The sequence below is a fragment of the Aeoliella mucimassa genome, assembly GCF_007748035.1.
Classification (GTDB): domain Bacteria; phylum Planctomycetota; class Planctomycetia; order Pirellulales; family Lacipirellulaceae; genus Aeoliella; species Aeoliella mucimassa.
In genome coordinates, this window is the sequence record NZ_CP036278.1 from 4,472,531 (window position 1) to 4,485,694 (window position 13,164).

The 13,164-nt window shown below is 56.4% G+C and carries 13 protein-coding genes; 3 read left to right on the forward strand and 10 right to left on the reverse strand.

Going from position 1 to position 13,164, the window contains the following annotated elements:
- Window positions 1-56: 56 nt before the first annotated feature.
- The 9 genes from Pan181_RS17490 to Pan181_RS17530 all read right to left on the reverse strand — a co-directional run bounded on the left by Pan181_RS17490 (window position 57) and on the right by Pan181_RS17530 (window position 9,996).
- On the reverse strand, window positions 57-2,357 hold the full coding sequence (locus Pan181_RS17490; protein WP_145248619.1) for a flagellin N-terminal helical domain-containing protein: 2,301 nt from the start codon (window positions 2,355-2,357) through the stop codon (window positions 57-59).
- Window positions 2,358-2,422: 65 nt separating this feature from the next.
- Entirely contained in the window at window positions 2,423-4,126 is a 1,704-nt protein-coding gene (flgK, locus tag Pan181_RS17495; protein WP_145248621.1) for a flagellar hook-associated protein FlgK, read from the reverse strand.
- Window positions 4,127-4,200: 74 nt separating this feature from the next.
- Window positions 4,201-4,722 (reverse strand): flagellar export chaperone FlgN, encoded by a 522-nt coding sequence (flgN, locus tag Pan181_RS17500; protein WP_145248623.1) that lies wholly within the window; start codon window positions 4,720-4,722, stop codon window positions 4,201-4,203.
- A 48-nt stretch (window positions 4,723-4,770) separates the two neighbouring features.
- A complete protein-coding gene (locus Pan181_RS17505; protein WP_145248625.1) occupies window positions 4,771-5,184 on the reverse strand; it encodes a rod-binding protein in 414 nt (137 codons plus the stop codon).
- A gap of 31 nt (window positions 5,185-5,215) precedes the next feature.
- Complete coding sequence (locus Pan181_RS17510; RefSeq protein ID WP_145248627.1) at window positions 5,216-6,340, reverse strand: flagellar basal body P-ring protein FlgI; 1,125 nt, start codon at window positions 6,338-6,340, stop codon at window positions 5,216-5,218.
- 55 nt (window positions 6,341-6,395) lie between these two features.
- A complete protein-coding gene (locus Pan181_RS17515; protein ID WP_145248629.1) occupies window positions 6,396-7,127 on the reverse strand; it encodes a flagellar basal body L-ring protein FlgH in 732 nt (243 codons plus the stop codon).
- A gap of 75 nt (window positions 7,128-7,202) precedes the next feature.
- Window positions 7,203-8,387 (reverse strand): flagellar basal body P-ring formation chaperone FlgA, encoded by a 1,185-nt coding sequence (gene flgA, locus Pan181_RS17520; protein WP_145248631.1) that lies wholly within the window; start codon window positions 8,385-8,387, stop codon window positions 7,203-7,205.
- Window positions 8,388-8,419: 32 nt separating this feature from the next.
- Entirely contained in the window at window positions 8,420-9,220 is an 801-nt protein-coding gene (flgG, locus tag Pan181_RS17525) for a flagellar basal-body rod protein FlgG (protein ID WP_145248633.1), read from the reverse strand.
- A 41-nt stretch (window positions 9,221-9,261) separates the two neighbouring features.
- The gene (locus Pan181_RS17530) at window positions 9,262-9,996 is read right to left on the reverse strand and encodes a flagellar hook-basal body protein (RefSeq protein ID WP_197528460.1); all 735 of its coding nucleotides are present in this window, start codon (window positions 9,994-9,996) and stop codon (window positions 9,262-9,264) included.
- A gap of 282 nt (window positions 9,997-10,278) precedes the next feature.
- On the opposite strand from Pan181_RS17530, the gene Pan181_RS17535 reads away from it, so the two are divergent.
- The 3 genes from Pan181_RS17535 to Pan181_RS26200 all read left to right on the forward strand — a co-directional run bounded on the left by Pan181_RS17535 (window position 10,279) and on the right by Pan181_RS26200 (window position 12,372).
- Window positions 10,279-11,493, forward strand: a complete 1,215-nt coding sequence (locus tag Pan181_RS17535; RefSeq protein ID WP_145248637.1) for a CCA tRNA nucleotidyltransferase — start codon at window positions 10,279-10,281, stop codon at window positions 11,491-11,493.
- Between the two features lie 119 nt (window positions 11,494-11,612).
- The gene (locus Pan181_RS17540; RefSeq protein ID WP_145248639.1) at window positions 11,613-12,209 is read left to right on the forward strand and encodes a hypothetical protein; all 597 of its coding nucleotides are present in this window, start codon (window positions 11,613-11,615) and stop codon (window positions 12,207-12,209) included.
- Window positions 12,202-12,372: a hypothetical protein gene (locus Pan181_RS26200; protein WP_197528461.1), complete on the forward strand. Its 171-nt coding sequence runs from the start codon at window positions 12,202-12,204 to the stop codon at window positions 12,370-12,372. The genes Pan181_RS17540 and Pan181_RS26200 overlap by 8 nt, the downstream gene beginning before the upstream one ends.
- A gap of 30 nt (window positions 12,373-12,402) precedes the next feature.
- Here Pan181_RS26200 and Pan181_RS17545 read toward each other — a convergent pair whose 3' ends face one another.
- A complete protein-coding gene (locus Pan181_RS17545) occupies window positions 12,403-13,020 on the reverse strand; it encodes a MarC family protein (protein ID WP_145248641.1) in 618 nt (205 codons plus the stop codon).
- Window positions 13,021-13,164 lie beyond the last annotated feature (144 nt).

The following is a 13,164-nucleotide window of genomic DNA, read 5'->3' on the forward strand; positions in this document are numbered from 1 at the left end:
CATCCACTATTACGAGCGTCCCTTTGTAACCTTTTCAGGTGCGGGAGTTACCACTGTTATAGAAAATCTAGCAGTGTCATCCGCATGATGGAGCTAGAAACCTGAAGCGAGGCTTGCAAGGCGTATTGTCGGCTGGTGAACTCGCTGATAGCTTCGGCGAGATCAACGTCGATTTCATCGGAGAGGGCACTTTGCAGCGCGATATTCTCGTCCTCTTGGCGGTTTTGCAAGCTCTCGAGGCTTTGAAGTCTGGACCCCAAATCGCTCCGGGCGAAGTTGATGCGATCGAGGTCGACATCGATTTGGTTGATCTCGTTCCCAATCGCGGTGAAGTCTTTCGCCTCCAGCGCGTCGCGCAGCCGAATGAGCGTGTTGAACACACTTTCGGTTTCGAGCGTATGATTATCACCCGTAGCAAGCGTTCCGGTCGTGCTCGTCGCCGATCCGTCCCCATCTTCGAAGAAGCCCAACAGTTCGGCTGGTTGCCCAGAAATTGTCATCGAGTCGGCCCCCGTGTTGTCCACCAACTCGATTCCGTTGCCGTGACTAACCAGCTGAACCGTTACCGCCCCTCCTGTCTGTGTGTTAACGATATCAATCACATCCTGAACCGTCGTCGCGCCGTCGAGATCGATCGGATAGGAAGTCGGTACTCCCAATGTGGTTAGCTCGATCTGAAAGGTGGTGACATCATCGGGCAGTACTCCGATGCCGCGATTGAACTCGGCTAACGAACTCGTCTCGCTCAACGTACGCACCCCGAGCTGAGTGGCTGTCGTGCCCCCCGACACTTCGCCGATCGAAAGATCAGCACCGCTGAGTCTTGAGCGGATGTTGATGCCAGTTCCCGAGCTATTGATCTCGACTTGTAGTCCGAGTTCCTGTTGATTCAGGATGTTCAACAGCTCTTCTACGGTAGTCGCACTACTGATATCGACTTCAACGGAATTTTCGCCATTGGTCACCAGCAGCCCCGAAGTAGTATCGAGCACTTCTCCACTACCACCACTCGTAACCGCCGTGGAAGTGAGAGCCACCACTCCGCTACCAGCGGTGGTATGATCCTCCGCGTCGCTATAGTCGATTTCGGCGGTGAATAAACCGGATGACTCGGCGTTGATGGCAGCCACCACCTGCGAGGCGGTCGAGACTCCTGCGTCGATCGATACCGTCAACGTTGCCGTGGAACCATCGTACACTGCGGTTTCGTTGCCGGCGGTTCCTCCATCGACAAACTGAATGGTCACCCCATTGAGCGGATCGGAGAGAGCATCGCTCGGATCGACGTTCGTGCCGTTTTGGGTTGCCCGCACAATGATGTCGTTGTCGTAGCCACCAGAGGTTACTGTTGCCGACGCCTTGGTCCCGAGCAGTTCCGACAGCGGAGTAGTCTTGGTTACCCGGGGAGTGATATCGCTACCGACCAGAGTATTCTGCGCCGAGGTGGTAAAAATACCGACATCACGGGCGGTGCGACCTTCGCCCACCTCGCTTACCATCACGAATTCGCCGCTGGGTGCGGTGAGTTGCAACCCAGTGCCAGTGATCTCCACCTGAATATCCGAATTGCTCGGTGCCCCCGCTTCCAGGTAGCGGGCGATGTCGCCTAAGGTCGCCGCGTTCGAGAGGTCGACGACGGTGCTTGTCGACTTGCCTGTCGAATCGATGTGAATAATCTCAACCGCGCCGGAGGATACTCCGTATCCCCCGTTGAGATCCTCCACCTTCGTATCAGCGGAGACATGAGGATCAAGATCGATATTGCCTAGCATTTGCTCACTGATACCGCCGAACACGTCGGTGCCGGGGATGTTTGTTTCGTACAGTGTTCCCGCAGCAACATAGCTGCGCAGGCTGGCTTCATTGCCTTGGTACTGAACGTAGCCATCCTGGTAATCGTAGGGCAACGCCTGCGAGCGCGATCCCGCAAAGAGGTACCGCTCGCGGAATTGAGAGTTCCCCATATCCACTAACTGTTCCAAGGCGCGGTCGATCTGGTCCATGACTGCTTGTATTTCCTGATCGCTGGATAGCGTCGAATCAACCCCCAGAGCTTCCGCCTTGATGCTGTTGAGAATACTCGAGACCTCATTGATCGAGTTTTCCGCTTCCCCCAAAAATAAAATACTATCGTTCAGACTCGTTTGCGTCTGATCTTGGCGTTCCAACAGTCGCTGCAGCGTCATCGCCCGCAGCGACGCAGGAGCATCCTCGCTGGGCGACATGATTCTTCGCCCGGTGCTGATCTGAGTTTGGGCGCGCAACAGGGCTAGCTGATCGGCTTGAATCTGCTGCGTCAACCGATTGGTTGAGTACAGATTGCTCACACGCGTCGTTGGAATGGGATAGATTGCCATATGCTTTATTGGCTAGCCTGGTTGCTCGCCCCTGCTCGTTTGATTGTCTTCTAGTCTTCGAGGCACTATAGGTTCACCAGTGTGTCTAACAGCTCCGAGATGGTCTGAATGTATCGGGCCGAAGCTTGGTATGCGCGTTGCAAAGCAATCATGTTCACCGCTTCTTCATCGATGTTCACCGCGCTCAAGGCCTGAAACTCTCCTTCTAGCGTCGCTTCGAAGGTGCGATAGCCTTCGGCAACCGATTTGGCTGCGGCGGAGCCTTGGGCAATACTATTGGCGAGTTGGCTATACTTATCCGACAGCGACGCCCCGCTGAGCGAATCGAGCGGCTGGGTGAAGAACTCGACCAAACGCTCCGCGTTGCTGGCGTCCTCCTTCACCCCTCCCAAGCTGGCTGCAAACTTGGCGGAGTTCTCAATGCCATTAAGATCCCGATTTACCCCCAGCGTGGCCGCTGAATTACCAGTGAAAAAGGTGTTGATGCCCAAGGCGGCAAGCACTCCACTTGTATCGTTCGCAAACGAAAAAGTGGTATTCGCAGCATCGGCGGCGATGGTCAATCCGCCATTGGCAGCAACGGTTGCCGTGACTCCAGAGACTGCAGATATTTCGGCAGCCAAATCTTCCAGCGATGTATCTTCGTCCAACCCGTTGAGATCGACCCGGATGGAATGGGTCTCTACGTTGCCGGTGTTGGTGTTCTGCACTAGGATCTCAAACGCCCCGTTCACCGGGGTGAAGTTCAAGCCCGCTTCATCCAACGGGGCCGTCGTGCTGATGACCTGATCTTTACTCGTAACGCTGTCGAACCCCTCAAGCCCCTGCCCTTGCGAATAGAGCTTGTTGAACTCGAAAGCCAAGTTGGCGGCCAGATCATCCAGGTCGTTCAGCACGCCGGTCACGATCTGGTCGCGACTCATGTAAAGTCCATTTAGCTCGCCCGCGGTCACCTCGAGTGCTGCATTCGTGTCGGCAAAGCGAATGATCGAAGCGTTGCGGCCGCCGTCGTTGGAATCATCGGCAAACACCTCGCGCCGCACCCCATCGGTCACGAGATACTCACCACCTACCGAGACAGTAAGCGAGCCAGTCGGTTGCTCCGAGACGCGAATATTAATCAGTTCGGCTAGCTTGGCCACCGCGTTGTCGCGTTGGGTTCGCAGGCCACCCGCGTCGCTGCCCGACAGCCCACCCCCTTCGATATTCACGATCTCCAGGTTTAGCTTGCGGATCTCTTCGCTGAGCGCATTGACCTCGCCCGAGATCTGATTCACTCGCACATCGAGCTGTTCGTGCAAAGCTTCAGCCCGCGAGGCGAAGCCATTGAAATCGCTGGCCAGCTTCTGCCCAGACAACACCGCCAGGTTGCGCAGCGACAAGTCCCCTGGAACATCGAGCACCGATTGGATCGATCCGAAGAAATCGCTGAACGAAGAACTGAGGTCCGTATCGGAGAGCTCTCCGATGATCTGTTCCAAGTCCCCGTAGGTACCTTCCTGTATCTCGGCACTCACTCGATCGCTGCTCGAGTTCCGCAATTGTTCCTGAAGGTACTTGTCGACCTTCTGAACAATGCCCTCGACCATCACGCCGAGGCCAAGCACCAGGTCGCCTTGCTTCTGGACCGGCGCGGGGGCGTAGACCACCTCTTCGCGGATGTACCCCGGCGTATTGGCGTTGGCAATGTTGTTGCCAACAACCTGTAGCCCCACCTGCATTGCTTGCAGCGTGTTGCTCGCCAGTTGTAGAGAACTAAATAGGGACATTGCGACAGTGAGAGATCAGAGATTAGTTACCAGATAACGAACCTTGCAGGTAGCCATTTCAATTTGCGTGATACTTAGACTTCCTGGTCCACCAACGCCCCGCTACGGCTGGCTGGAACCCGAGAGCCATAGGTCGCATCCATTCGCCCGCCGGTCGCGATGATTTCGATCATTTGCGACAAATGAATGAGCGTTCGCTGCACCAATACCCAATTCGTTAAGCTGTTATGCTGTAATAATCGGCTCTGGCGACTGGCTTGCTCTACTGTAGGCTCCAAGACCTCGCGCTGATCGGCTGGCAGCGATGCTGTCAGTGACCGAACGCTTCCAGCGGGCAACCCTTGGCCAGCTGCGGCATTCAGCAATTCCTGACGCTGGCTATGGCAAACCTCGAGTCGGGTGACCAACTCCCCTTCGCGGTGGTTAATCTGCTGCAGCTGCTCTAGATCTCCCTCGGCTAGAGCTTTGCGTTTTTCCGTCAGCAGTGCTAGCAAATCTCCCTGAACAGCCGACAGGGTGCTGAGCAAGTTGCTGATGCGAGCTTCCCAGTTCGCCGCGGGTTTGGTGTTCGTATTGTCGGTGGTAGCTGTCGTCATGGAAGATAGGACAATGGAGGCTAGAAACGGAACGGGAATGGGATTGGTTTAGAACCGACGCAGAGCATTCAGATCGTCCAGCGACTCGGCCGCTGCTGCCTGGCGGGCTTCCTCAAGCACCTTGGCATGATCGGGAAACTGCTGCTTGAACATCGGCTCGGCAAAGCGGTCGCCCGACTCGGTGGCCCACTCCTGGGCAAGCTGCTGGTCGAGTTGGCTTTGAAAGACCTCTTCGCCTTTGCCGCCGTGGAAGTATGCCGGTTTATCGACCGTTGATCGCATCGACTTGATCATCTGGCCGTAGAAAGTCTCGCCAATGAAGTTGCTGAAGGTGTCGTGAAGCTCCTGGGCCTCTTCCACCGACTTCGGCTGATTCACAGCCGACTTCTCAAAGCGGTTCGCCTGCCTATCGACCTTCGATAGGTCGTAGGTCGAGCTTGCTACTTGATTCACCAGGTTCATGGTTGAGTTCCTTGACCAAATCCGTTTGGTGTTACTCTACGATTAGCTTGCCATGAAGCTTACCGGCGGTGTTAATGCGTTGAATGATTTCGATCACTTCTTCATCGGAGACTTTCAGATTCTTGAGCTGCGCGACCAGGCGGTCCAAGCTGGGATTCGCAGAATCACTCGATCGCATCTCGGCAAACTCAACGCTGGTTCCCGCTTCGACGAGCACGTTGTCGGTGACGACGACGACGTCGCCGATTCGCACATCGCCGCTGATGACCACGGTCTTGGTGCGAGGATTGATCACCACACGAGCTTCTGCGTCTTCTTCGTTGATGTACATTTCGAGCAATTCGTAAGCGAATTGCACAGGCTCGCTATCGTAAGCCTTGGGAATACGCACTTCGATGTTGGTCGCATCTACCGCCCGCACATAGTTATTGATCGCTGCCAGGCTGTTTTCAGCCGGAATCGTATTCGACACATTGAACTGGTCGCCGTAGTCGCTGACGATGCGCTCCGAGATGTTCGCTGCCGTGTGGAAACTGGCGTGGTTGCGATCGAGTACAAGCGTGAGCCACTTGGCCCCGGCTCGCTCAATGTAAAACGGAGTGTACACGTCCTGTTCCATCTGGCAACCGTTATGAATGCGCCCCACGGTTGGCACGTCGACGTCTTCGACGTTCACCATGCCAGAGCAGAGAGCATAGACGGTGTTGTCCATGGGGTTGGGACCTTTGAGGGCAGCGAAAGTCAGGTGTCCACCTTCCAGGCTCTTTCCATTGATCGCAGCGATTGTGCAGTCGAGCTTCTCTCCCCGGCGAGCACCGGTTGCTGGAATCACGGCGGTCACGGTGACCAGAGCGGCATTCTTGATCTTCTTCAGTTCGTTGATCGAGCTGTTGTCGAGCACTCCGGTGTTGCCAACGGGGCTTCCCATCAATTCCATCGAGCGGGCGATCGCCTGCATGGTGGCCGCGTCGCCGGCTTCGCCGGTGCCGTTCAGGCCGACTACCAGGCCCAACCCACGCAACACGTTCTCTTCCTGACCTTTCAGCCGGCAGATATTTCGCAGTCTCGTTTCCGCCGTTGCCGAGTTGGCCGACCACAGCAGTGCCGTGGCGACGAGCAGGACAATCGTGCGATGAAGCAGGGAGAACGGAGTCATAGAACTAAGGTGCTTTGGAGGTTGATAGGAAGTAGAGGAACGAACTCACGCTTCGCTAGAACGGTTTGACACGACCGTACCACTTGCCGATCCAGCCACGAGCGGTTGCATCGCGAACGTGCCCTTGCTCGACCTTTTTGATCGACAGCTCAGCGATCGCGTCGCTTCGCACGGTACGATCGGGATTCACAAACTGGCGGGCGACGACTCCGGTGAGCGACTGCTGCCAGGTTTCGCCGTTGTTTTCCACTTGGCGATGAGCTTCGATCACCAGGTTGCCATTCGGGCGAATATCGACGATCGTCGCAGCGATGCGAAAGGTTAGCGAATCGTTCGATTCCAACTCCGTTTGCGAACGAATCTGGCTATTGATCGCACCAGCGATGGTCGGATCGCCTCGGCTTTGAGGAGCAGCGTAAATGTCGCTACCATCAAAGCCAAGCCAGTCCAACAACTGGGCGTTGTAGTTATTCGTAATACGGCTTTGTACCGAGCCGTCGCTATTCATCGCGGTGCGATAGTCGACGAGCACGGTGATGATATCTTGCTTGCTCAGCTCGCGTTGTGCCTCGGGGGGAAGTGGGCGGAAGATGAACGAGGTGTTCTCGAGCGTCAGTTGACCATTGCTCACCACGGTTCCATCGGGAGCCGTTTGGGTGCCCCCTTGCTTCGCGAGCAGGCTCCCTTCTTGAGCCGAGCATTCGCTGTGTGCCAGCACCACCAAGGCCAACAGAATGGCTGGCAAGGCAAAGGCGAGGACATCGTGTTTGCTGCTGGTTTTAGGCATGGTGCTCAAAGTTTCTTGGGGTGGTGTGACTTAGTGACGCTGCTGGGAGACTGGTGCGATTCGTTCGAGCAACTGTTAGCGATATCCGGCCGTTGCCTGCCCGGGAACCGGCGATGGTGAAGAGAGCGGGGTGCCGATCGTGGCCAGCTTGTTAGCCCCGACCACTCGCCCTACGAGCTTCTCGCGGCTACCGTCGAGCAATTCCACTTCAATCACGTCGCCCAGCCGGGCCGCACCAAGGGCCTTCGCCTGGCGACGCACGGTGATGCCACCGCCAGAGGCGATAACCTCGACCAAGGCGTTACGTTCCACCATGGTTGGTTGCAAGCAGCTCTCCATGGTCACCAGATCGTCGGCGCGGAACGAACGGCTCGCTTCCTTGCCCAACGCTTCTTCAATGCGATAGATCTTGGTTTGTCCAGCGGAGATACGTGCTTTGTGAACGGGTGTTTGTACCGCGACGTCCGCCGCGGTGATCAGTTGGCCTCGATCGATCGGGCGAATCGCGACCAGTACAGGGGTCATGTCGTACGAAGCAACAGGCAAGCTCAGTTTGAGCGGGCCACGATCGGTGGTGAACTCGAGCGAGATCGTTTGACGGCCAATCCACGGTTCGCGGCCACCAGAGATCACCAGCTTTCCCGATCGCTGTGCGATCAACTCGGCATAGCGTTTTGGAAGTTCCAAATCGACTTCCACCAAACCATACAAACCCGTTTGAGCTTCCAAATACTCGACTACCGCTTGTTTAGCTTCCTGATTGAGTTGTTCTTGCTCCACCGCGGTCAATCCAACCTGTTGACGCGCCTGAGTTTTCGGAGGAGTGTAACTTCCAGTCACAGGACCTGCGGTATAACCAATGCTGCGTCGCGGTGGTGCACTGGTGGTTGGTAGCGACTGGGTTTCCTTGACAGGTTCCACTGCTTTCTCCTGCCAGCCAATCATCACGCGAGGGGCTCCAGCAACATTCAGATCGCCAGTTTGGTATCCACGACTCACCAAAGCGTCGAACACTTGTCGAGGGGTTACATGACGCACCTCGCCAACCGGAGGTGCTACCCACAACGGAGTCAGCTTGAGACGCTGCAGTTGGGCGTAGGAGCCGTTTTGCACGTCGGCAATGTCTCCGAGCACAATCACCGACTTTACCGGCGTGACCTTCTCGCGAAGCATGATGTCAACGCCCGATGCGGTGTTGGCACTCAAGGCCAGCAGCAGGAGCGTAAGCAATGTTCCGGTGATGTGGCGAATGTTGTTCATAGTGAGCTTGGTGATTTACTCGTTAACGATAATTAGCGGCGAATATTGGCGACCACTTGCATGATTTCGTCACCCGCTTGGACAACTTGCGAGTTCAGCTCGAAGCCGCGCTGGGTGTTGATCAGGTCGATCAATTCCGTAACCGGCTCCACGTTCGAAGCCTCGAGAAACCCTTGACGCAGCGATCCGTAGCCAGGATCACCAGGATTGCCAGGAGTCGCGGTACCCGAAGCAGCGGTCTCGGCGAACAGGTTATCGCCCATCTTCAGCAGTCCATCGGGATTGATGAACGTCGCAATCTGAATGGTGCCGACTGACGACAGATCGGGCGAGTCGGATGTACGGTACTGCACGTTTCCGTCGGCCGAAACCACCACTTCGGTTGCTTCCTCGGGAATCGAAATCGAAGGTTCAATGCGGTACCCGGTATTCGCCGAGCCAAGCACAAGCTCGTTGTTGGCATTGATGCCGAAGTTGCCAGCCCGAGTGTAAACGGTCTGACCACTCGGATGCGCTACTTGGAAGAACCCCGAACCTTCGATCGCGAAGTCGAGTGCATTCTCGGTGGTTTCGAACGCTCCTTGATCGTGATCGCTTTGCGTGCTGGCTACCCGAACACCCAAACCAACCTCGATACCAGTGGGAGTGATGCTTCCATCCGAGTTCTCTGAACCAGGCACACGAATCTGGCGGTAGAACAGATCTTCGAAGTTGGCCCGGTCCTTCTTGAACCCAGTCGTATTGATATTGGCCATATTATTGGCAATCACGTCGAGCTTGGTCTCGAGCGCTTCCATGCCAGTGGCCGCGGTGTATAAGGTTTGTACACTCATGATAATGACTTGCTAAAAGAGGAGGTCTTGGGAACGGGCTACTAGCTCAACAGCACTCTGCCGATCAGATTGCTGCTCATGCTGTCTTGACTCTGCAGCACACGCACATTGGCCTCAAAGGCTCTGGTTGTTTCAATCATGTCCATCATTTGTCGCGTGGAGTTGGTTCCCGACATTTCGAGGAACCCGCTACGAACTTCACGCATGCCGGCTTCCACTGGCTGAACCTCAGCCAGTGGTCGGAACAGGTTGTCGCCAACCTTCACGAGGTCGCCGAGCGAACCGGGCCGCTGAAGTCCCAACTGAACCGTATTGCCAGCCTGGTTGATATCGCCGGTAGCCGAAATGGAATAAGGAAGCCCTGGTGTAAGAGCGATTTCGCTGCCGCCTGAGTCGAGCAAGAACATTCCGTTCTGGGTGACCACTCGGTTCTGGCTGTCGATCGTAAAGTTGCCTGCCCGCGTCAAGAACTGCTCGCCTTGCGCGTCCTGCACCTGAAAGAATCCATCGCCGACGATTGCCAGATCGAGCTGATTGCCCGTCTTCTGCAACCGACCAGCGGCGAAATCGGTGGTTGTATCGAATACGCTGACACCGCCGCCGACATCGTTCATCGAGCGATCGCCATCCAGCGCCTGCCCGCGCTGAATCGCTTCGGCGAAGCGAGACTGAAACGCGGCTACATCAGGCTTGAACCCAACGGTGTTCACGTTCGCCAGGTTGTTGGCAATTACCTCCAACCTGCGAGACTGCACCTTGGCGCCTTCAGCCGACATGTACATTCCGTATGGCATGACCGTATAAAGCGTTTGCTAGCGTCATGCCCCCCTGCACTCACTGCCCATCACTAAAGCACCCCTTGTGCCAATTCGTTGCGACCGCCACCATATTTACGTAAGTTGTTTCGCTACAATGATTAACACGTCGACGACAGCACTGCCAGCAGCGATTGTCGAGATGCGCAGAAGTTGCCGATCGGCGAACTTTGCCTGTGGTTCCTGGGTCCCATCGGCAAGTTTTGCCGCTAGCCCCCGCCGCCCGATATTTCGAGTTTTCCGATGACCAATTCCCCACAACGCGACTATGCGATCGAGGTTGTTCGCAAACTGCGCGAAGCGGGCTATCAGTCTCTATGGGCTGGTGGGTGTGTCCGCGACGCCCTGCTAGGCATCGCGCCGAAGGACTACGATGTTGCCACCAGCGCCACGCCCGACGAGGTGCGCCAGGTGTTTGGCAGGCGGCGGACTCTGGCAATCGGGGCCTCGTTCGGAGTGATCACGGTGCTGGGGCCAAAACCAGCTGGGCAGATCGAAGTGGCTACGTTTCGCACCGATGGAGGATACTCCGACGGGCGGCATCCCGATCAGGTGCAGTACTCGACCCCCGAGCACGACGCCCAGCGTCGCGACTTTACGATCAACGGACTGTTCTACGATCCACTCTCCGAACAGGTACTCGACTTCGTGGGAGGTGAGCAGGATCTCAAACTGGGGAAGATCCGTGCCATCGGGGTGCCCGAACAACGCATCGCCGAAGATAAGCTCCGCATGCTGCGGGCGGTTCGTTTTGCTTCCCGATTCCATTTTGCGATCGATCCCGACACCTTAGCGGCAATCCAAACGCACGCCAGCGAGATCAATCAGGTTAACGGAGAACGCATCGGTTCGGAGATGCAATCAATGCTGCTGCATCGCCATCGAGCCAGTGCGCTGGCTCTGCTTCGCGAAACCACGCTGGAGCCGCTGGTGCTGCCGGAATGCGCGAACTACACGGGAGCCGATTGGGAGGAATTGCAACGACTGGTCGACTCGCTCTCGGAGCCAACGTTTGCCACCGTGCTGGCCGCCTTGATGATCGACACGCCGGGCGAGGCTCGCATCGACACAATTGCCGAGCGGTGGAAACTTTCGAATCACGACAAAGACCGCGCGAGCTGGCTGCTTGATCACTTGCCGTTGGTGGTTAGGGCCACCTCCACACCATGGCCTCGCCTGCAACGAGTCTTGATTCACGAAGGGGCGGCCGAACTACTGACTCTGGCCACCGCCAAGCTCGGCGACGACTCGCCCGAGGTGAGGTTCTGCGCGGAGAAGCTACAGTTGTCGGCCGAAGAACTCAATCCTGCTCCGCTGGCAACCGGAGCGACCCTGATCGCGGCCGGGATGAAACCGGGCCCCAATTTCGGCACCCTACTCGAACAGATTCGCGACGCCCAGCTGAATCAGCAGATCTCCACCGTGGAAGAGGCGCTCGCGATGGCTCAAAGCCTTTGATAATGGGCAGCGGTGGCCACGGATGTTTCCTTATGCGATAGACGCTCCACCGTGGAAAATCGCGGCCATTCTGCTCTAATAGGGTCTTCGTCCAAAGAACACATCCAGGAACAATGCCCATGCTGGTTTCGATTCTAGCCGACTCTCCTCAACCCACCTTCGATGTAGGCTGGGCACTTTTGGTCGTGATCCGAGTGCTGCACATCACCTGCGCGGCCGCCATTTTTGGCGGCCTGGTCTACATCCACCAGATGGTCGCTCCACTCACCGAAGGTGCTGACGACCCCGCTGAAGCTCTCTACCGCGGACGTCGATCCGCGTGGGCAAAGGTAGTGATGATGGCGACCGCCTTCCTGATCCTGAGCGGGTTTCTTCAGTACTACTACAACATGACCGGGCATGAGGATTTGCCTCCGCTGTATCACGCGTTGTTCGGCATCAAATTTCTGTTGGCCTTTTTTGTGTTCTACGTTGCTGCCGGCACTGCGGGCAAATCGGCCCTGGCAAGCGATATGCAGAAGAACATCACCAAGTGGGTAAAGCTGGGAATCGCCGCGGTGCTGGTGATTTTTGTGCTGGCTGCCGTTATGCGAACTTTCCCCAAGGTGCCGCTGGCTGCCGAGGCGGCACCTGCTGCTGCGGCCGACGAAAAGGCAAGCCCGGATAATAACGACACTCCAATCACCGAAGAGAATAGCGAAACAAACGATGGATAAGAAAGCCAAAAAGCGAATTGAAGTCCTCCGCAAAAAGATCACCCAACTGCAACAACAACTGGCTGGTGCCAAACAGCAGATGGACGATCCAGCGGAAGTGACTCAGTACGAAGAGCAGATTGCCGCCGCGCAGGCCGAGATCGAAAAGCTCAAGGCAAGCTAGCCAATCCTGCCTGGCAGACGTCGGCTGGCGTTAGTTCACAAAGTACTCTTTGAGTCCTTCCAGCACGTTCGTCGCCGCCACGGCGGCCAGTATCATGCCCATCACGCGACTGATGATGCTGGCTCCTCCGGTGCCAATCACACGAGTAATGGCTCCGGCAAGCAACATGAACACGTAGGTGATTCCAACAACCACCAGCATCACCGCGACGGTGGAAACCTGGTCGGCGATGGTATGAACGTCGTTCTCGGTGAGCAGCACGACCGCCATCATCGCTCCAGGCGAGGCGATTGATGGCGTAGCAATAGGATAGATCGCTGTGTCTTGAAGGTCTTTCACTAGATGAGACTCTTCCTCTGGTTTGCTCTCGCCAAAGATCATGGTCAAGGCGAACAGGAACAGAATGATTCCGCCCGATATCTGGAAGGCGAGCAGAGGCACTCCCATGGCGAGTAGCACAGGCTCACCGGCGACAATAAAGAACAGCAATATGCCTGCGGCCGCCAAGGCCGCCCGCAGCGCAATGCGTCGCCGCTCTGCAGGACTCTGCGAGGCCGTGGAAGAAATGAACACGGGAATCGTTCCCACGGGATCGATCACCGCCCACAAGAGTACAAACTTGGTAATCACATCGGCGGCCCAATCCAACGCACCACTCCTCGCTTAAGCTTCAACTATTGCCAGAGCCATATTCGTTGCTTCCCATTCCTGCTTCCGCAAGTACTAGACCACGGTACCGGTCACGCCGTAATGCTTAAGGTAGAAACGGATGAAATGGACTGCCTCTTGCTC

Coding starts and splice junctions, on each gene's coding strand:
- Pan181_RS17535 (WP_145248637.1), top strand. CDS start 10,279: ATGACCAATTCCCCACAACGCGACTATGCGATCGAGGTTGTTCGCAAA.
- Pan181_RS17540 (WP_145248639.1), top strand. CDS start 11,613: ATGCTGGTTTCGATTCTAGCCGACTCTCCTCAACCCACCTTCGATGTA.
- flgG (WP_145248633.1), bottom strand. CDS start 9,220: ATGAGTGTACAAACCTTATACACCGCGGCCACTGGCATGGAAGCGCTC.
- flgK (WP_145248621.1), bottom strand. CDS start 4,126: ATGTCCCTATTTAGTTCTCTACAACTGGCGAGCAACACGCTGCAAGCA.
- Pan181_RS17490 (WP_145248619.1), bottom strand. CDS start 2,357: ATGGCAATCTATCCCATTCCAACGACGCGTGTGAGCAATCTGTACTCA.
- Pan181_RS17510 (WP_145248627.1), bottom strand. CDS start 6,340: ATGACTCCGTTCTCCCTGCTTCATCGCACGATTGTCCTGCTCGTCGCC.
- Pan181_RS26200 (WP_197528461.1), top strand. CDS start 12,202: ATGGATAAGAAAGCCAAAAAGCGAATTGAAGTCCTCCGCAAAAAGATC.
- Pan181_RS17505 (WP_145248625.1), bottom strand. CDS start 5,184: ATGAACCTGGTGAATCAAGTAGCAAGCTCGACCTACGACCTATCGAAG.
- flgN (WP_145248623.1), bottom strand. CDS start 4,722: ATGACGACAGCTACCACCGACAATACGAACACCAAACCCGCGGCGAAC.
- flgA (WP_145248631.1), bottom strand. CDS start 8,387: ATGAACAACATTCGCCACATCACCGGAACATTGCTTACGCTCCTGCTG.
- Pan181_RS17530 (WP_197528460.1), bottom strand. CDS start 9,996: ATGTCGGCTGAAGGCGCCAAGGTGCAGTCTCGCAGGTTGGAGGTAATT.
- Pan181_RS17515 (WP_145248629.1), bottom strand. CDS start 7,127: ATGCCTAAAACCAGCAGCAAACACGATGTCCTCGCCTTTGCCTTGCCA.